We start from the raw sequence: 20,016 nt of genomic DNA, 5'->3' as shown, positions 1-20,016 counted from the left end.
GAGATTATCCTAAGGCCAAACCCTGTTCACGATAATCTTTGATGTACACGCCGAAAGAGCCATCGTTGAGTGCACGTTTGATTAAAAAAGATTTGTCCAGGCTTCCGCGTTCAACACCTGACAAATCAACCAGCACATTTTTTTCCAGTTTGGCATCTTGCTTTTTAACGGCGATAACTTTAGGTAAATGGCGATATTTACTGTTGGTTTCAAACACAATTGCAATTAAGCCATTGACTAATTCAACCAAAGTTCCGGGCGGGTAAAGGCCCACACTTTTGATAAACTCCAATCCCAAGCGATCATCAAAATGTGTGCCGCGGTCTTTAAAAATAATTTTTAAAGCTTCGGTGGAAGGAATACTCGGCGAGTAACACCGATCAGCAGTCATAGCATCATAGGCGTCAACAATCGCAATAATTTTTGCGAATTCAGAAATCCCCGATGAACTCAACCCACGCGGATAACCCGTACCATCGATTCGTTCATGATGGCTATAAGCTACATCTATAGTGCTATTAGGAATTCCTGGCGAAGACATCAACAGATTACGCCCGTGCACTGTATGGGCCTTCATCATATTGAATTCTTTTTCGGTGAGCGACGCAGGTTTGTGTAGCACCTCGGGCTGAACGCGCATTTTGCCTACGTCATGCAACAAACCGCACAACCCCAAACGTTCAAGATCACCCTCACTCATACCTAAATGGCGACCAAATGCGATTGCCAAAATACACACGTTCAAGCAATGCTCCGCTGTGTATTCGTCTTGCGTGCGAATTTTAGACATCCAGATCAATGCATCTGAATTGCGAAGAATACTGTGTACACATTCTTTAACGGTGGACTTTGCTTGCTCGGAATTTATCACTCCACCAAGACGCAAATCATCAAGCAAACTACGAGTAAGTCGACGCGCTTCGCGGTAGGTATCCATGGCCGCCGCATGCTCAGCCTTGGCATCGATCTTGTTGATATAGGAAACTTTTTTGGCCTGCCCTTTAACAGCAGCTCGCTCCTCCGGAGCTACCCATTCCTCACCCACAGCATCAATCCACACGTGTTGCGCATATTCTGCAACTGCATCAATGTCATCCAGGCTTTCAATCATAAAGCCTTGCATTAAAAAGGGAGTTTCAAGCCACGGGCGATCAAGTTTGGAAACATACATTCCAATCTTGAGCTCAGAGATATGAATCTTGATCGTCTTTTCCGAAGACTTAAGGTAACCAGGGCGCACTTCGTTGAAATCCAAGCTAAACCTCACTGGTAAAACATCAGTGCCTTATGGAAGCACACGCATAATTATTAGAGTCTTTTTTAGTCTAGCGGTTTTCCAGAATTTCGGCGAAAACAAAAAAATCTAAGCAGCAAACCCATTATTCCTCAACCCCGAAATTTGGTTATTTTTTAAGCTTGGCCTTATCCCCCCGCTTGGCCTCATCCCAGAGGACAGTCATCTCTTCAATTGTGGCTTGGTTCAAGGGTTTATCAAGATGGGTTTCAATATAGTTAAAACGGGTTTCGAACTTTCGGCTGGCTTTGCGCAAGGCTTGCTCCGGATCAATTTTTAAGTAGCGGCTGATGTTCACCACCGCAAAAAACAGATCGCCTAACTCCTCTTCAATCGCTTCGCTGTCATTAGTCGTTAAGGCCTCTTCAACTTCTATAAGCTCTTCACGCACTTTTGCAATAGGGCCCTGGACATCAGTCCAATCAAAACCAACAGTTGCTGCTCGCTTTTGTAATTTAGCCGCACGACTCAATGCAGGAAGATTAACAGGAACATCTGCCAGCAAACCTTTTGCTCCTTTCGCATCGCGCTCTTGCTGCTTGATCGCCTCCCACCGCTCTTTCACGTCAGCAGGTAGTGTATGGCGATTATCTATTTTACTGTGCAAGGTTCCATCAGGGAAAACATGAGGATGACGGCGCACTAATTTTTCCACAAGATCGTTCACTACCCCGGCAAATTCAAAACGGTTTTCTTCTTTACCTATCTGGCTGTAAAAAATAACCTGAAATAATAAATCGCCCAACTCTTCCTTCAAATGAACAAAATCCTGTTTCTCGATGGCATCAACCACTTCATAGGCTTCTTCCAATGTAGAGGGCGCTATGCTGGCATAATCCTGTTTGATATCCCAAGGACAACCCGTTTGGGGATCGCGCAAGCGTGCCATTAAATACAGAAGATCGTCAGTGGAATATTGGTAAGTTGTCATTCAAAAATCCAAATTATTCAGTCAGCAATTTATCCATTGCATCTAAATGCATAATTAATGCGGCGCTATTTAGCGAAAGTACGCCAAAATATTCTTCTGCCATAGGTTTTACACCACTCACGCGCGGCAATGGCAAACCTTGTTCAACCATAAAGTAAAGGCGAGGAATAAAAATAAACTGTAACCATTGTGGGAAATTCAAGGTATCAATTGCAAAGGGTTGAGTGCTTGCAAGCGCTTCTTCTGGAGGAGATTCAAATTCCCATAGACGCAACTCACGCAATTCTTTTTCGATATCTATCAGAATTTCTGCAACAGTAATATGTTTATGGCTCATATAGTTTTCGCTAACATTTAAGCTATTTGTGCACAACCTGCGCTTATTTATGTACTACTTGAGTAAAGGGTGGCAGAGAATTCAAAATCGCTTTTCCGTAACGCTTGGTGATAATTCGACGATCCAATAAACTGATTTTTCCGGTATCAGTTTCTGTTCTTAATAAACGGCCACAAGCTTGTACTAATTTTAATGAAGCATCCGGAACAGTTATATCCATAAATGGATTTCCACCGCGCGCAGTAACCCATTCGGACAATGCTGCTTCAATAGGATCATCGGGTACAGCAAAAGGTAATTTCGCAATAATAACGTGGGTGCAATATTTACCTGGCAAGTCTACGCCCTCTGCAAAACTGGCAAGGCCAAATAAAATACTGCCCTCGCCCTCATCAATTTTTTGTTTGTGTTGCGACAACATTTCCTGCTTGGAATTATCGCCCTGGATTAAAATCAAATCGCGCAAGCTATCGGGCATTTCATCATAAACGTCCAACATTTGTCGGCGCGATGAAAACAAAACCAAACTGCCCTCTTTCTTATCCAGCAAAGTTGGTAAATGATCAATCAACGAAATTGTATGGACATCCGCATTGCTTGCATCAACTGCAAACGTGGGAACTTCAATTGTGGCTTGCGTAAAATTAAAGGGACTCGGCACAACTTGGTAATTTGCATCATTGGGTGTGCCGGCACGCATTTGGAATCGCTGAAAATTACCGAGTGCAGTTAAAGTTGCAGAGGTAATAACCGCTCCACAACACTTATCCCACAAACTATATTCAAGGGTTTTGGAAGCGAGAATGGGGCTTGAACAAACTTCAATATCCATATTGCCCGAACTATCCACAGGTGTAAGCCAACGCGCTTTGGGCACTGAAGTTGCGGAATCAGGCACGGCATAACTTGCCCAAAGCTCGCGATTTGCTTCCGCGCGGGACTGCCATGTTCCCACAACTGGAAAGTTATTTTCCAAATCGATTTTCGGAACGGGGCAATGGGGATCTTCCATCGCCTCAGTCAACTCATCGCACATTTTGCTGAGCAAATCACTCAAGCGATCAAAACTGCGCTGCAACTCTACCGAAGGCAATAATAGTTCTTGTGGCACTACGCCATCTTTAAAACGGTAATTAGATTGACGATCATCCAGGGAAATGCTTTCTACCAATTCGCCCAACAAAGGATAAAGTTGATCGAGCCTTTGTTTGCAATCGATAAAAGCCGCCGGTAATTGTTCTGCGTACCTATCAACATTTCCAGCACCACTAATTTGGCCGAGAATTGCGCCTAAGCCTTTGTTGGATTGATCTAACCATTTGCTGGTAGAGGTCATGCGGCTGTGATGAGCAAAATGGTTGAGCGCTTTTTGCGGTAGGTGGTGGCCTTCGTCAAAAATATAAAGCGTATCTTTTGGGTCCGGCAGAATTGCACCGCCGCCCAACGCCAAATCAGCCAGCACCAAATCATGATTGGTGACAATGCAATCTACGCTATGCAGAGAATCACGCGCTTTAAAAAAGCTACAAGCAGAAACATTAGAGCAGCGACGGCCAGTGCATTGGCGATGATCTGTAGTAATAATTTGCCATTCATCTTGTTCAAGCGCTTGCGGCCAGGTATCGCGTTCACCATTCCATTTATTGGATGCAAGTGCCTCCATCATAGTTTGATAAAGTTTTATGCCTTGCGCGGTTACACTCGGCATCTCATCTTCATAAAGCGCACGCGTTGGGTTCAACCCGCTTTCGTATTCGGCGAGTAAGTTATCCAACTTACTTAAACACAAATAACGACCGCGCCCCTTAGCAAGGGAGAATGAAAAAGATAGACCACTGTGCCTATGCAGTTCAGGCAAATCTTTATAAACAATTTGTTCTTGCAGGGCGACAGTAGCGGTAGATACCACCAATTTTTTACCGAGAGCTTTTGCAATTGCAATTGAAGGCAATAGATAGGCGATTGTTTTTCCTGTACCTGTTCCCGCTTCCACAACACAAATGTGTCCTGATGATTCACGCACATTTTCTTCATCTAATTCGATATTGCCAAGGGTTTTGGCAATTTCGGCAATCATCAATTTTTGGCCATAACGGGATTTTAAATTTTTGCTTTCCAAAAATTTACTATAAGCACCTTGAATTTGCTTTTTAACAGCGTCTGTTAGCATGCATCCGGCTCAGCCGCAGGCTTGGTTAATTTACTCACAACAGGATTCGCATAAATCGCCAGGGCAATATCGCGATGTTCCGCAGGGATTTCATTCATGCGCGCAACAAATGCAGCTTTCTGCTCAGTAACAGCAGCGGGATCGTACGGAATATTTTTTTCGGTGTAATTTACCGCCGGTACAGTACCGTGCAAAATTTCATAGGCGATGCAGTTAGTTGCGTGCAATACGTAGTTATCAACAATTTGTCGATCTAGGTCCGCGACAATTTGGTCAGTATCTTCATAGTGATGATTTAATACGCTACCAAAAGCGACGTGCACATGGCCCTTCTGGCCGGCAATACCCATGGCAATACTTTTTACGTCTTCGTGCTCTTCTTTTTGATAACCGCCTTGCGTGCGCTGATGATAAAGCTCGCGCGCTTTTGCGGCATCGCAGGGGTCTAACTCATAGGAAATTGAAACAGGAACAATACGTAATTCTTTTACGTATTCATCCAAGGTTTGGGTTTTCGGTTTATTGAGCATAATCATGCCCAACACAGCGGAATTGGTTTTATCGAAACCGTCTTTAGCGCGACCTTCGCGCTGCGCAATCCAGATACTGGAAGCCTCATTGACGATTGAATGATGAATATAGGCAGACAAATGTTTCGCCGCTTTTAATTTTTCGCGCGGCGCTTTAGCTGAACGATTAACAATAAAACTTTTATTCAAACGCATTAAATCCGACACGTAAGGCTTGGTTAACAAGTTGTCGCCGATCGCAATACGCAAGGTGTTGCAGTCATTGTGGAACAAACTCCAATTCACGAATGCAGGGTCCATGGCTATATCGCGATGATTGCTAATAAATAAATAAGATTGATGGTGCTCCAACACATCCAAACCAGAAATCGTCAGCGCGGTTGTGGCTTCTGCAAGCATTCCCGCCATATAACGTTCAACGACTTCCTGAAATCCGCGCACGTCATTTACATTCGCCAGCTCTTGCGCCAACCTCTTTTTCACCAAAGGTTTGATTACCCAACCGAACCACTGGGTTAATTTGGGGAATCTTAAACGCGCTACTGCATCCGCCAACTCTGGATCAGCTAGAATGCGATCGATGGTCGGGCGTACTTCAGCGTCGTGATAGGGACGAATATCGTCAAATTGAGTCATGCTTGGTTCACTTTACAAACAGAAGGAAATACCGGGGCAAACCACCGTCAACCCTGGCGAAAATAGCCGCACAACATACCGAAAAGAGGTCAAAATTGCCACCTGCAAAACAGTTCCAGCCGCAATCGCCCTGCCCTTGTGGCAGCTCACAAAACCTGGCGGATTGCTGCTTGCCCTTTATCCAGGGCAAGTCCATAGCACCAACGGCGGAATCCCTCATGCGTTCACGCTATACAGCGCACGTGCTGCTGGAGATAGATTACCTGTGGAATACCTGGAGCCCGGAGCAGCGTATTCGTTCCAGCAAACAGGAAATTCAGGCTTGGGCGAGCAGCTGTGAATGGTTAGGTTTACGTATTTTGGAAACAAAAGCTGGCCAGCCGCAAGATTCAGAGGGCTTGGTAAGTTTTGTTGCACTGTTTCGGCAGCACGGGCGAATTCACGAACATCATGAAATTTCGATCTTCAAAAAGACTCTGCAAAATTGGTATTACGTAAACCACAAAGATGCGTAATTTTTTGAAATGATTTATACGACAAAATGTTGGATTTTGTGACAGGGATTACGAAGCCAACAAATAATGACCATCCATCGCTGTTTATAATCGACTCATCGATATTCCCGCTTTAAAATCGCGCAGAAAGAATAAACTACAGCCTATAAATTATCGGCTACACTCAGCTAAAAGTGGTTGATTGCGCAAACTAAGACCAATAAAACCTCACACATAAGTTCTCCCAATTGATGAAGATCCTCCTTGTAGAAGACAGCGCTACCCTTCGCTACGCCATGCGCAATTATATTATTGAGGCTGGCCATACGCCGCTTATTGCGCAAAGTGGTGAAGAAGCCTTGCAGATGCTGGAAACAACACCCGTTGATATGATCATTATGGACGTTGAAATGCCCGGCTTAAACGGCTTTGAAACTACACGTTTAATCCGCGAATGGTTAGGTGGGCACTGGATTCCTATTATCTTCGTTACGGGCCGCAATGAAGATGAAAGTTATCGCGAAGGCATTGAAGCCGGCGGTGATGATTATCTCATCAAACCTGTTAGCGCCATGATCATCAAAGCCAAGATCCGTGCTATGGAACGCATTACTGAAATGCGCGACCAGCTCAACCAATTAAATGCCGAATTGGAAGCCTTGAGCCAACTCGACAGCCTGACGCAAACCTACAATCGTCGCACCTTCAATGAAATGGCGCAGCAACAATGGTTGCTAGCCGCGCGTCAACAGAATCCTATTAGCGTGCTTATGATCGACGTAGACCATTTTAAACTCTACAACGATCATTATGGCCACCCGGCGGGTGATAGCTGCTTGAAAAAAATTACCCAGGCAATTCGCGATTGTTTAAATCGCCCATTTGATTTATTGGGGCGTTATGGCGGCGAAGAGTTTATTGTGCTCTTGCCTGAAACCGACAGCTTGGGCGCGCTGCGAGTTGCAGATTTAATTAATGCGGAGATGGAAAAAATTGGTCTGCGCCACGAGGTATCCCCTACTCGTCAGCATGTCACTGTAAGTATTGGTGGTGCAAGCTGCGGACAAACCATGTCCTATTCGCTGGAAGAATTAATTAAACGTGCGGACCGTGCACTTTATAAAGCCAAGCACTCTGGTCGCAATCGCTCTTTGGTAGATGATATTGCGATTCACAAAACTATTTTGGTGGTTGAGCAAGATACTTTAGCGACTAAAACACTCATCCAAATGCTAACGCCGCAATACAATATTTTGTACACAGAAACCGCTGAAGAAGCATTGGATATTTGTATTGATATACATCCAGAGGCCATTATTTTGGATGCAAGTATCGCTGACGAGAATGATGAGCGCTTGTGTCGTCAATTGGCGCGCAATCCAAAAACCAACAATATTCCTATTGTATTAATTTCTGACGACAGCTGCAGTCTACGCCCGATTTCTGATATGACGATCGGAATTCGTGGCTGTTTGGAAAAACCTGTTGATAAAGACGCGCTTCTGCAAAAAATTCAATTTCTAATCAATTAATAGATCACTTGCTGAATAAAATAAACGCGCTCAAGGCGCGTTTTTTTATCGGGCTTTGCGCAATAAAAATAATCCTATACCTATGCAGATAAGGATCGGACAAAGCACAGCAAATGCGGGCGAGAAACCAAATACCAAACTGGAAGGACCAAATAAACGTTGGGCAATTAAGAATGCCAGCCCAACAATAACGCCTGTAAATACACGCTGCCCCATAGTCACGCTGCGCAATGGCCCAAAAATAAACGAAATTGCGATTAATACCAGGCTTGCGGTAGCTAAAGGTTCAAGCGCCTTTTTCCAAAAAGCCAAACTGTAATCGTTATTTTCAATATGTTGATCGCGCAAATAATTGTTGTAGTAGTACAAATTGCGAATCGATAAATTATCCGGGTCAAGCACCAAAACGTTGAGCAAATCAGGAGTGAGTTGCGTATCCCAGCGGCGCGACGCTGTATTTTCTATACGGGTTGAATCCGCTTCCAGGTGAGTAATAGCCACATCTTCCTCTTGCCAATGATCGCCTTGATAAATTGCCTGCTTTGAAAAGCTGGCGGCAACTAATTGATGTTCTTCGTTGAGTTGATAACGGCTTAATCCGTAGATAACACCGCTCGGCAAGACAGCATTAAAATGCATGAACTCGTTGGATTCGTGATTCCATAGTTTTTGTTGCGATTGCTTAACGCTGTATCCCTGCGCGATGGCTTTGCGATTAACGGCCATTTGCTCAGAGTAAGGTGCAACATATTCACCCACCCAGAATTGCAACAGCATAAATACAATTGTCGGGCGCAGGGCCAACCACAAAATATGTTTGGTAGAAACACCCGAGGCGCGAATAATCGTTAATTCGCTGGATGTAGCCAAAGCTCCCAACCCCGCCAAGCAACCAACAAGGCAAGAGAAAGGAATCAATACATTCAGATAGGTGGGAATTCGCAGCACAACATTAATTAAGGCTTCGAGTGCGGTGTAATTGCCACGTAAACCTTGCAGCTGCTCAATTAATGTAAAAATAAAAAAGAGCGCGATAAATACAAATAAGGTCAATGCCGTAGCATTGAATACACTCATAAAAACGTAACGGGATATTTTACGCATGAGTGGTAATCTCCTGCACAGGTCGGCGTTTAGGCAGCGTCAACCTATCCCAATTAAATAGTAGCCAACCCAGTGCTGCAAAGGCACCATGAACAACCCAAAATCCGGGGAACAAAGGCCATTTACCTTGCGCCATAAGCTCACGTACCGTTGTCAAAAATACAAAATAAAAAACAAATACTAAAAATGCCGGCAGCATTTTTAAATAGCGCCCCTGGCGTGGATTAGTTTTGCTAAACGGCACCGCAAGAATAGCTATTACAAAAACCATCAAGGGTAAAGATAAACGCCACTGAAAAGTTGTACGCTGCGCAATTTCATCGGACGCCCACAGTTCCGCTGTTGTTTTTGCATCGAACTCATTAGTGTAATCGCCTGACAAAACTACCGGCGGCATGTATTGCCCATAAGATGAAAAATGAGTGATACGGAAATCAGCAGTGCCAGGTTGACCTTCGTATTGATAACCATCATTCAAAACCAAATAACGTTGACCATATTCAGGATGTTCAATTTGTGTTCCCTCACGCGCAAGTAAAATGGTGGGCGATGTTTTGGAACCACTGTCACGCGCAATAAATACATCGTTTAAATTTTTATGATCGTTGGTAATTTCTTCTACGTAAGTGATCGTCTGCCCTTGGGATAGCGACTGGAAACGACCTGAGTTCAACATATCAAATTCGCTACGGTTGCGCTGTTCATCCAGAATTTTCGCGTAATTTCTTATACCGCTGGGCGCAACCCAAAATGTAAAAACCGCAACCAATAATGCAATCAAACAGGCAGGCCCCATGGTTATTGCAAGCAATTGGCGATGACTTAAACCCCCTGCAAACAACACCACCATTTCGCTTTCCATATACAGCCGTCCATAGGCCAATAAAATCGCAAGATAAAAACCAAATGGAAGAATGATGGGTACAAAACCCGGCATGCGATAACCAATCATTTCAAAAAGCACATTAACTGCATATTTGCCCGCGGTGGCCTCTGCCAGCAAATTCGCAAAGCGTAAGCTTAAAACAATCAGTAAAAGCGAAAAGCAAACCGCAAAGGTGCTTATCAAGATTTCCTTACTGAGATAGCGAAAAATAATCACGCAGCATTCCCCAAAATTCTGTGTCGCAAAAAGTAATTTTTGCTTAAAAATCAACCTTTAATAAAAAAGCTGCAGCGGCGCCAAAAGTGATTAAACACGGGCCCTGAAAGTGTGGCATTATCACGTACCTGCGCAGGTTTGTCTTGGAACTTTTGCTCCTACAATGCTAAACCCGCTTGCACAATCTATTCGCCCTACGAGAGGAATTACTCATGCAAATTAGCGCCAAAGTTGTAGATTCGGTAAAGCAGTCCACCCAATGCCTGGTTGTTGCCTGTTTTGACGGCAACAAATTATCGGCTGCGGCTAGCGCCATAAACGCTGCAGATGCGAAACAACTTGAGGCCCTATTAAAGCGTGAAAAATTCTCTGGCAAGGTAGGCCAATCAATACTGTTACTTAACCCACAAGGTATAACTGCCGAGCGCTTGCTGGTACTTGGTCTGGGCGAACAAGACAAACAAGGCAGCACATCGCCTGACAACTTCCGTAAAGCATTACAAAAAATCCCCGAAGCCTTAAGGCCAACCCCCTGCAGCGAAATAAGCTTGGTACTTGGCGACATCAAAGTTGATCAAAAAAACGCCGAATGGCAAGCGCGCCAGGCAGTTGAAGTATTAATCGCCAGCCAACACCGCGCCGACAGCCTTAAAAGTAAACCAGCAGAACCTAGTTTTGTGCTTACAAAAGTCAGCCTGGGTTTTCACAAAGCCCAACTTGCAGATGCGACCAAAGGCATAAAAATTGGCCAAGCCATTGCCAAGGGCGTTGATTTGGCGCGCGAACTAGGCAACCTGCCCGGAAACGTTTGTACACCCACCTATTTAGCGAGCGAAGCCAAACGCCTCGCACGTGGTCAGACAGCGCTGAGCGTAAAAGTTCTGGAAGAAAAAGCCATGAAGGAATTGGGCATGGGTTCACTCTTATCCGTATCTGCTGGAAGTGACCAACCTGCCAAACTGATTGTTTTGGAATACAAAGGCGGTAACAAAAAAGATGCGCCCTTCGCTCTTGTCGGCAAAGGCATTACCTTTGACACCGGCGGCATTAGCCTGAAACCGGGCGCCGGCATGGATGAAATGAAATACGACATGTGTGGCGCAGCCAGCGTATTGGGAACCTTCAAAGCCTTGGTAGAACTCCTACCCGCCATCAACGTTGTAGGAATTATTGCAGCCAGCGAAAACATGCCGGGCGGCAGTGCCACCAAGCCGGGCGATATTGTGACCTCCATGTCCGGCCAAACCATTGAAATTCTTAATACCGACGCTGAAGGCCGTTTGGTGTTGTGCGATGCCCTCACCTATACCGAGCGTTTCAAACCTAAAACTGTGATTGATATTGCCACCCTCACCGGCGCTTGTGTTGTTGCGCTCGGCAATCACGCGAGCGGATTATTCAGCAATAACGAAGACCTCGCGCAAGCCATTTTAAAAGCCGGCCAAGCGGCCAATGATCGCGCATGGCAAATGCCCTTGTGGGATGATTACCAAAAACAACTCGACAGTAATTTTGCCGATATCGCCAACATCGGCGGCCCAGCGGGTGGCAGCATTACCGCAGCGTGTTTCCTCTCGCGCTTCACCAAAAACTTCGCCTGGGCACACTTGGATATTGCCGGTACTGCTTGGCTTTCGGGTGCAGCCAAGGGCGCAACCGGCCGCCCGGTGCCATTACTCGTTCAATATTTGTTAGATAACCAATAAATGACCCAGATTGACTTTCATATCCTTCAAGACGCCAGCGTGGAAGCGCGTTGGTTGTATGTGTGCCGTTTTATTGAAAAAGTAGAACGGCTCGGCCACAGTATTCTGGTGGTGGTAGATTCACAAGAAGCAGCCCAAGAATTAGATGATTTGCTGTGGAGCTTCAAACCCGAGAGCTTCATCGCCCACCAAATTATTGGCGGCGGTGAAGAGGCCAAAGTGGAGATAACCTATGCAACTGGCGGAGGTGTTATCGAATCTGGCGCACATCAAGATGTACTCATAAACCTGAGTAGCCAAATTCCAGAATTCTTCAGTCGCTTTGCGCGCCTGGCAGAAATTGTGATTCAAGAACCAAAAATTTTAGAAAACACCCGTGAGCACTATAGATTTTACAAGCAGCGGGGTTATCCTATTACCCAACACCAACGCTGAGTAACCACTATTGGTAATACGCAGTAATTCGTCGCACGAGGCAAAGGTTTATCACATGGAGTGAGGATGTTAGAACTTCCTTAAACTAAGAAAGGTAGATTGAGGCTTTTCATGGTCGATACCAAAATTAAAACCAAAGCAGCTATGCTGAATGAATTGGAATCCATAAAAGGGCTTTTGTTAGAGGAAGACGACATTCCTATATTGCAGGAAGTTGAAGTTATAGATCAGCAGGTAAACAACGAAGCTGCAAGCTCCAGCTATAACGAAAAAGTTGAAGCAGAGCCACAGCCCAAACCCAGTCCACGAATTATTGTTGAAGAACAGCAAGATTTTTTTAATTCGCCAACACACGACCTGGAAGATCACCAGGAATCAGCCAGTGAATTGTTGGACACTATTGATGAACTCGAAAAACATACCGCAGAAGTAACAGCCAATAAATTTCCCGGTGAAAACCATAAATCAGCAACGCGCCCTTCACTGGCTAAAGCGACTGGTGAGAATCCTTTTTTACCAGCGCATATTCGCTCACGTTTGCACGGCAATAATCCACCACCGCTCTTTGCACAGGAAACTGCACGTAAAATTGCCAGTTCCAGTGTGCCATCGCGCTTACTAGGTAACACCTCTTCGTTCTCCAGCAACCAGAAGCCCAACAATAGTCAGCAAGAACTTATCGATAGCATTATTGAAAAATTAATGCCCGATATTGAAAAAGAATTGCGTTCAAGACTTGAGCTTATGAGCAAACAATTGCTGGATGAATTAAATAAACACTAAGCTTACAAAAAAACGTCATCGCCTTTATCGCGGGGAAAATAGCGCTCCGCTTTAATGTCATCAACTGCTACTTGATATGCCACTAAACCATTCACATCTGCAAGCACGCGATTAATCAGCGGTAACTCCTGGTCGCGTTTAATGGCTTCAACCAACGCATTTCCCCAGACAACAATGTGACGGGTAAAAATACGGCGGTCTTTTTTATTCTTTGGCCACTCACTCGCAATACCTTGACCAATTAAATCCATCTTGGTTTTTATTTCCTGCGCGACAACCGGATCTTTAACACCGTGTAACGCATCCTCGGTTACCTTAGTCCAGCCGTTGCTGTACAACTCCCAACCTTTGTAGAAGCGAATAACCCATAGCAGATATTCGTCGAGATCCTCTGTTGCTTTGTTATCTATATCATTTTCGTAATGAGCCACAAAATAATCACGGGGTGGAATATCTTTCGGCCAATTGGCTTGCTGAGGCGCATGGCTAACGCAAGCTGTTAACAAAAATGACGAAATGACCAACAGGAATAAAAATCTGAATTTCATAACAATTAATACAGGAATGATGAATGTTTACTGAGAATACGAATTAACCATGACAAATACATGATCATACAAACTGCGCGGCAGCGAAGCCGGATGCCCAAGCCCATTGAAAATTAAACCCGCCCAAATGGCCGGTGACATCCACAACTTCGCCAATAAAGAAGAGGCCCGGTTGGTTTTTTGCTTCCATCGTTTTAGAGGATAGACCATCAACATCAACTCCGCCCAAAGTTACTTCAGCGGTACGATAGCCTTCTGTTCCCGCGGGCATAATTTCCCACTTATGAAACAGATCGGCAATTGCCTGAATTTCTTTAGGCGTGTACTGATTTACGGGGCGAATTTCTGTAACAAAACTGCAAAAACTCTGGGCAATACTTTTCGTCAAAAGCTCGCTCATTAAAGTCGTTAATAAAACTTTTGGGCGTTCTTGTTGCTGACGAGTTAAATAATCCACCAAATCCAATTGCGGCAGCAAATTGATTTCAAGATTCTGACCCGGCTGCCAGTAGGACGAAATTTGTAAGATCGCCGGACCGCTCAAACCACGGTGAGTGAATAAAAGATTTTCAGTAAAACTCTGCGTGCCGCAAGTGACAGTAACTTCAGCCGCGTTGCCCACACAATCTTTGAATTGTTCTAACTGTGTTGGCGACAATGTAAATGGAACCAAACCCGCAGTGCGTGGTTTTAATGCCAAACCAAACTGTTCAGCAACCTGATAACCAAAACCCGTTGCACCCATAGTGGGGATTGATAAACCACCTGTAGCAATCACCAAAGACTCGCACAGATAATCACCCAAACTCGTCGCTACTTTATAGCGCGCAGGTGCATGCTCCGCTGACAAAGCTTCAATGGTTTTAATATCGCAATGAGTGAAAATGCTGGCGCCAGCTTCTGCGCATTCGTCCAACAACAAATCCAAAATATCTTGCGCCTTGTTATCACAAAATAACTGCCCCAATTTTTTTTCGTGGTAGGCAACGCCATGCTTTAACACCAAAGCAATAAAATCCCACTGGGTAAAACGTGCAAGAGCGGATTTGAAAAAATGAGGATTTGCCGAGAGATAATGCTTGGGTAGAACTTCCATATTGGTAAAGTTACAGCGCCCGCCGCCAGACATAAGAATTTTTTTGCCAACTTTATTCGCATGATCCACCACTACCACATTGCGCCCGCGCGCAGCAGCATTAGCAGCGCACATTAAACCTGCTGCGCCAGCGCCAATAATTAAAACATCAATGTTTTGTGGTGAAGACATAGGATGAAGACATAAACAGAGAAGATGCTTACCGTAAATCAGTTAATTTTATTAACCGATTTACGGTAGAAGAGAAAATCAAGTACGAGGAAGAGTCACGCCACGTTGGCCCTGGTATTTTCCACCGCGATCTTTATAAGACGTTTCACAAACTTCATCGGTTTCAAAAAACAACATTTGCGCAACACCTTCGTTTGCATAAATTTTTGCAGGGAGCGGCGTGGTATTAGAAAATTCCAAAGTCACGTGACCTTCCCACTCAGGCTCCAACGGCGTTACGTTTACAATAATGCCGCAACGTGCGTAGGTTGATTTGCCTAAACAAACAGTCAAAATTGAACGAGGAATACGGAAGTACTCAACGGTTCTCGCCAAGGCAAAAGAATTTGGGGGAATAATGCAAACATCACTTTTAATATCCACAAAACTTTTTTCATCAAAGTTTTTCGGGTCTACCACGGTGGAGTGAACATTGGTAAAAATCTTGAATTCGTCTGCACAACGTACATCATAGCCATAGCTTGAAGTGCCGTAAGAAATCAAACGGGAACCACCGGCGTCATAGCGCACCTGATTTGGCTCAAAAGGTTCGATCATGCCGTGCTGTTCCGCCATACGGCGCATCCACTTGTCGGATTTGATGCTCATTGAAGCTCCCAAATGATTAGGGTGAGTAGGTATTTACAGGGGCGGCATGATAACGGTTTTCAAGCGGCTTAAAAACCGTCTTTGCAAGCAGCTTGTAGCGGATGGCGAAAAACAGGGTTGTGCGCACCTTGGCACGAAAACCCTACCCCGCTTTCAGTAGTTCAGCCCAGCCATTAATCTTCGGTGATCTCAATGTCCGGCATAGCTTGGCTATCCAGGTTTTGGACCCACAGTTTCGCCGATAACTTACGTGCAACATCGCGGTAGATCTTACTCACTGCGGATTCAGGATCAGTCGCTACCGAAGGCTTGCCATTGTCTGCATCTTCACGAATCGACAGGTTCAAAGGTAATGAACCGAGCAATTCCGTATCGTAATCGCGCGCGATTCGCTCGCCACCGCCCTCGCCAAAAATATGCTCTTCATGTCCGCAGTTTGAGCAAATATGGATTGCCATATTTTCTACCACACCCAGGACCGGCACGTTCACTTTACGGAACATTTCTATGCCTTTTTTGGCATCGAGCAGGGCTATATCCTGGGGGGTGGTCACAATCACTGCACCTGTCACAGGGACTTTTTGCGCGAGGGTTATCTGAATATCACCAGTACCCGGCGGCATATCAATTAAGAGGTAATCCACGTCCTGCCAATAGGTTTGCGCCAGCAATTGTTGCAGTGCTCCACTCACCATAGGGCCGCGCCACATCATGGGTGTATTTTCGGTAACCATGAATCCCATGGAATTGACTTGAATACCATGGGTTTCAACTGGAACCATAAATTGCTGATCGTTGTGTTTTATCACTTGCGGTGGACGTTCTGGTGCGCCCAGCATTTGCGGTTGGCTTGGGCCGTAAATATCAGCGTCCAAAACAGCAACTCGCGCGCCCTCTGCCGCTAAAGCCAAGGCCAGGTTTGCCGTGGTAGTAGATTTACCCACCCCGCCCTTGCCAGATGCAACTGCAATAATATTTTTAACTTCTGGCAATGCCTGTTGCGAATTTGCCGTCGGGTTCGCGTAAACCGTCCAACCTATATCCAACCCAACTTGTGCGACACCAATTCTGTTCAGCGCTTCATTAACAGCTACGGCAATTGCCGAATGCACACTGTTGGCGGGATAACCTAACAACAATGTGACATCGACTTTACTACCGTTAATTGCAATATCGGTTACTGCATTAAGGCTGGTTAAATCGCGCCCGGTGGTGGGGTCAATAACCTGTTGTAACGCTTGTTCAACGCTAGCGGGAGTAATAACGGACATGGATACCTCAAAGACAAAATCAAGAGTTGAGAAACGGGGATCTCACACTCCTAAACAACTCTCAAGAAAAAGGGCACCTAATGGTGCCCTTTTAGGATGACGCTATTGTACCAGCTCCAGCCGGTACGTGCTTTAAGCTTGGCCGTGCTCCAAATCTGCCAAGCGCTGCTTGTCCAAATGATGGTCTTTAGCCAACAAAATGTAGACAGACGGCAACACAAACAAGGTGAAGATGGTGCCAATCGCAATACCGAACACCAATACCACACCTATCGAGTTACGCGCTTCGGCACCTGCACCACTGGCAAAAATCAGCGGTGTATGACCAGCCACAGTCGCAATACTTGTCATCAACACCGGACGCAAACGAATTACAGCGGCTTCACGGATTGCTTCAAACTTGCTCGCGCCCTGCTCTTGCAAACGGTTCGCAAATTCAACCACCAGGATACCGTTACGAGCGATCAAGCCCATCAAGGTTACCAAACCTACTTGCGAGTAAATATTCAATGTACTCGAGAAAGATTCGGTCAAGGATGGCATCTGCGGGTTAGGCATTTTGATGAAGGTGAATACCAATGCACCGAAAATTGCCAAAGGAACAGAACCTGCAAGAATAACGATTGGGTCGCGGAAACTATTGTACTGCGCCGCTAATACCAGGAAGATCATGGTGATTGCCATTAAGAATGCGGGCAAGAAAGTATTGCCTTCACGCTTCAACTGACGCGACTCACCGGTGTAATCAACACTGTAGTTTTTTGGCAAAATTTGCGCGGCTTCAGTTTCCAGCCATGCAAGAGTTTCTGCCAAAGGTTTACCACTTACACCGCTGATTTTTACTGAGTTCAACTGCTGCATACGGCTAATGCTGCGCGGTGCAGTTGAATGATTCAGCGTTGCAATTTGATCGAGACGAATTAATTTACCTTCAGGACCAGTGATGTACAACTTGGTCAAATCTTCCGGTGTTAAACGCTCGCTGCGTTTTACTTGCGGAATCACCTTGTAACTTTGGCCAGCCATGTTGAAGCGATTGACATAACCACCGCCCAACAAAGTTCCTAAATCATAAATCACTTGCTGCATATTCAAACCGAGATCAGCCACTTTTTCGCGATCAATATTTAATTGGTAGTCAGGCTGGTCAACTTTCATATCCAGAACATTAAAATAAAACATGCCGCTAGCCGTCATTTTTTCCTGCAGCTTGAGCGCATAGTTATAAATTTCTTTTGAATCTTCGGTAGATGCAATAACAAATTCAACCGGGAATTGACCACCACCTGGCAAGGCAGGAGGCGTGATCGGTAAAATTCGAACACCTGAAATTTCCGCAAGCGTTTTTTGAATTTCCGGCATTATTTGGAACACAGTACGATCGCGCTCATCCCAAGGTTTTAATACCATGCCGGAAAAACCGCCAGTAGGGAAAGTCAGCTGGAATGTAAAATCAGTTTCCGGAACATCCATAAAGGCTTTGTTCACAACTTTTGCGTAGTGCGAAGATTGATCCATAGTCGCATTAGCTTGCGAATCCACAACACCGAAAACTACACCTTGGTCTTCTGTTGGAGCCAACTCTTTAGGTGACATGCTATAGAGCGGGAAACACAATAAAGCAATACCAACCCAGAATGCATAAACCGCTTTACGATTTTGCAAGGTGTACTCTAATTTGTTGCTATACCACGCTTGAAATCGATCAAAAACTTTTGCCAAAGGCGCATCAATTTCACGGTGCGCTTTCAACATGCGCGAACCGAGCATTGGCGACAACGTAATTGCAACAATCGCAGAAATAGTAATTGCACCCGCAAGCGTAATGGCGAATTCGCGGAAGAGTGTTCCCGTCAAACCACCTTGCAAACCTATAGGTACATACACAGATACCAGCGTAACCGTCATAGCCAAAATAGGACCGGCTAATTCACGCGCAGCAATAATAGAAGCGTTAAACGGAGTTTTCCCTTCCTGAATATGACGCTCGATGTTTTCAACCATTACAATGGCATCGTCCACTACCAAACCTACGCAAAGAACGATTGAAAGTAGTGTGAGCAAATTGAGCGAGAAACCGCACAATTGCATGATAAACAGCGCGCCCACCAAGGATAATGGAATTGCCAATACCGGAATAATGACCGAGCGACTGAAACCCAGGAACAAGAAGATTACAACAACAATGATCAATAAGGTTTCGGTCAGGGTTTTAACAACTTCGTGAATCGCTGACTCAATATATTTAGTCGCATCATAGGCCACAGCACCTTTCAAACCTGAGGGCAAATCAGCTTGAATTTTTTCCATTTCCTTAGTGACGTTGCGAATAACTTCCAGTGAGTTTGCATTGGGTGCGACCCATATACCCATAAATACGGCGGTATCACCTGAGTAGTTAACTTCGGTGTTGTAGTCCTCTGCACCTAAAACAACATCTGCTACATCGTCTAAACGAATAGTCCCTTCAGCACTGTGGCGAACGACTAAACGCTTAAAATCTTCAACCGATTTCAAATCTGTATCTGCACGCAAATTCACCTGGGTATAGCTACCGCGAGTTTGACCAATTGCTGCTTGCACGTTGTTGTTTGCAAGCGCTTGACGAACTTCTGACGGGGAAATATTTAACGCAGCCAATCGTTCTGACTTTAACCAAATACGCATAGCGAAGGTACGGCCACCCAACACTTCTGCTTTTTGTACACCTGCAACAGCAGTTAAGCGCGGCTGAACAGAGCGAGTCAGGAAATCGGTGATTTGGTTTTGTTCAAGAATTTTTGAGTTAAAGGTTAAATATGCAGAAGCAAATTGGCTATCGGCTGCTTCTACAGTAATTGACGGCACTTCAGATTCAGGCGGTAAATTGCCGCGAACCTGATTCACTTTCGCGCTAATCTCCGTCATTGCTTTAAGTGGATCGTAGTTCAAACGCAAGTGCACGTTGATGGTAGACATGCTCATAGCACTGCTTGATTCAACGTAATCAATACCGTCGGCAGATGCGATTGCACGCTCAATAGGTGTGGTAATAAAACCACGGATCAATTCGGCGTTCGCACCCACATACACTGTATTAATAGTAATTACTGCAATATCACTACGAGGATATTGCCGTACAGAAAGCGAACTAGCCGCTTGTATACCTGCGATCAAAATCAGCAGGCTAACGACCATGGCGAGCACGGGTCGCTTAATAAAGATATCGGTAAAATTCATATAAATAAC

The 20,016-nt window shown here is 45.0% G+C and carries 17 protein-coding genes; 5 read left to right on the top strand and 12 right to left on the bottom strand.

Translation table 11 applies throughout. The annotated features are described in order from the left end of the window. Positions 1–4: 4 nt before the first annotated feature. The 5 genes from IE104_RS05960 to IE104_RS05940 form a co-directional block, all read right to left on the bottom strand. On the bottom strand, positions 5–1,240 hold the full coding sequence (locus IE104_RS05960; RefSeq protein WP_308429285.1) for an HD-GYP domain-containing protein: 1,236 nt from the start codon (positions 1,238–1,240) through the stop codon (positions 5–7). 163 nt (positions 1,241–1,403) lie between these two features. Then, the gene (gene mazG / locus IE104_RS05955) at positions 1,404–2,225 is read right to left on the bottom strand and encodes a nucleoside triphosphate pyrophosphohydrolase (RefSeq protein ID WP_189416690.1); all 822 of its coding nucleotides are present in this window, start codon (positions 2,223–2,225) and stop codon (positions 1,404–1,406) included. A 13-nt stretch (positions 2,226–2,238) separates the two neighbouring features. Then, positions 2,239–2,562 (bottom strand): YqcC family protein, encoded by a 324-nt coding sequence (locus IE104_RS05950; protein WP_189416688.1) that lies wholly within the window; start codon positions 2,560–2,562, stop codon positions 2,239–2,241. Between the two features lie 43 nt (positions 2,563–2,605). Next, positions 2,606–4,732, bottom strand: a complete 2,127-nt coding sequence (gene dinG / locus IE104_RS05945; protein ID WP_189416686.1) for an ATP-dependent DNA helicase DinG — start codon at positions 4,730–4,732, stop codon at positions 2,606–2,608. Further along, complete coding sequence (locus tag IE104_RS05940) at positions 4,726–5,898, bottom strand: 1-acyl-sn-glycerol-3-phosphate acyltransferase (RefSeq protein ID WP_189416685.1); 1,173 nt, start codon at positions 5,896–5,898, stop codon at positions 4,726–4,728. Before IE104_RS05940 ends, dinG begins: the two co-directional genes overlap by 7 nt. Positions 5,899–5,993: 95 nt before the next feature. Between IE104_RS05940 and IE104_RS05935 the strand changes: the two genes are divergently transcribed. Together IE104_RS05935 and IE104_RS05930 are read left to right on the top strand one after the other, a co-directional pair. Further along, complete coding sequence (locus IE104_RS05935) at positions 5,994–6,413, top strand: YchJ family protein (RefSeq protein WP_189416683.1); 420 nt, start codon at positions 5,994–5,996, stop codon at positions 6,411–6,413. Between the two features lie 230 nt (positions 6,414–6,643). Then, positions 6,644–7,924, top strand: coding sequence for a response regulator (locus IE104_RS05930; RefSeq protein ID WP_189418309.1), 1,281 nt, complete (start codon positions 6,644–6,646; stop codon positions 7,922–7,924). Between the two features lie 45 nt (positions 7,925–7,969). On the opposite strand, the gene lptG is transcribed toward IE104_RS05930, so the two are convergent. Together lptG and lptF are read right to left on the bottom strand one after the other, a co-directional pair. Next, positions 7,970–9,028, bottom strand: coding sequence for an LPS export ABC transporter permease LptG (gene lptG / locus IE104_RS05925; RefSeq protein ID WP_189416682.1), 1,059 nt, complete (start codon positions 9,026–9,028; stop codon positions 7,970–7,972). Continuing rightward, complete coding sequence (gene lptF / locus IE104_RS05920; protein ID WP_189416680.1) at positions 9,021–10,130, bottom strand: LPS export ABC transporter permease LptF; 1,110 nt, start codon at positions 10,128–10,130, stop codon at positions 9,021–9,023. The genes lptG and lptF overlap by 8 nt, the downstream gene beginning before the upstream one ends. A 212-nt stretch (positions 10,131–10,342) precedes the next feature. Here lptF and IE104_RS05915 point away from each other — a divergent pair, with 212 nt between their 5' ends. The 3 genes from IE104_RS05915 (at position 10,343) to IE104_RS05905 (ending at position 13,054) form a co-directional block, all read left to right on the top strand. After that, a complete protein-coding gene (locus tag IE104_RS05915; RefSeq protein ID WP_189416679.1) occupies positions 10,343–11,836 on the top strand; it encodes a leucyl aminopeptidase in 1,494 nt (497 codons plus the stop codon). Continuing rightward, complete coding sequence (locus tag IE104_RS05910; RefSeq protein ID WP_189416678.1) at positions 11,837–12,271, top strand: DNA polymerase III subunit chi; 435 nt, start codon at positions 11,837–11,839, stop codon at positions 12,269–12,271. Between the two features lie 111 nt (positions 12,272–12,382). After that, positions 12,383–13,054: a hypothetical protein gene (locus tag IE104_RS05905; protein ID WP_189416676.1), complete on the top strand. Its 672-nt coding sequence runs from the start codon at positions 12,383–12,385 to the stop codon at positions 13,052–13,054. A gap of 2 nt (positions 13,055–13,056) precedes the next feature. On the opposite strand, the gene IE104_RS05900 is transcribed toward IE104_RS05905, so the two are convergent. The 5 genes from IE104_RS05900 to IE104_RS05880 form a co-directional block, all read right to left on the bottom strand. Continuing rightward, positions 13,057–13,602, bottom strand: coding sequence for a hypothetical protein (locus tag IE104_RS05900; protein ID WP_189416674.1), 546 nt, complete (start codon positions 13,600–13,602; stop codon positions 13,057–13,059). A 64-nt stretch (positions 13,603–13,666) separates the two neighbouring features. After that, positions 13,667–14,869 (bottom strand): BaiN/RdsA family NAD(P)/FAD-dependent oxidoreductase, encoded by a 1,203-nt coding sequence (locus IE104_RS05895; protein WP_189416673.1) that lies wholly within the window; start codon positions 14,867–14,869, stop codon positions 13,667–13,669. A gap of 78 nt (positions 14,870–14,947) precedes the next feature. Then, a complete protein-coding gene (gene dcd, locus IE104_RS05890) occupies positions 14,948–15,517 on the bottom strand; it encodes a dCTP deaminase (protein WP_189416672.1) in 570 nt (189 codons plus the stop codon). Positions 15,518–15,690: 173 nt separating this feature from the next. Then, positions 15,691–16,788, bottom strand: coding sequence for an iron-sulfur cluster carrier protein ApbC (gene apbC, locus IE104_RS05885; protein WP_189416671.1), 1,098 nt, complete (start codon positions 16,786–16,788; stop codon positions 15,691–15,693). Positions 16,789–16,920: 132 nt separating this feature from the next. After that, complete coding sequence (locus IE104_RS05880; protein WP_189416669.1) at positions 16,921–20,007, bottom strand: efflux RND transporter permease subunit; 3,087 nt, start codon at positions 20,005–20,007, stop codon at positions 16,921–16,923. Positions 20,008–20,016 lie beyond the last annotated feature (9 nt).

The sequence above is a fragment of the Cellvibrio zantedeschiae genome (assembly GCF_014652535.1).
In the GTDB taxonomy this organism is placed as follows: domain Bacteria; phylum Pseudomonadota; class Gammaproteobacteria; order Pseudomonadales; family Cellvibrionaceae; genus Cellvibrio; species Cellvibrio zantedeschiae.
The sequence above is the reverse complement of the archived record's forward strand: the minus strand, read 5'-3'. Positions and strand labels throughout refer to the sequence as shown.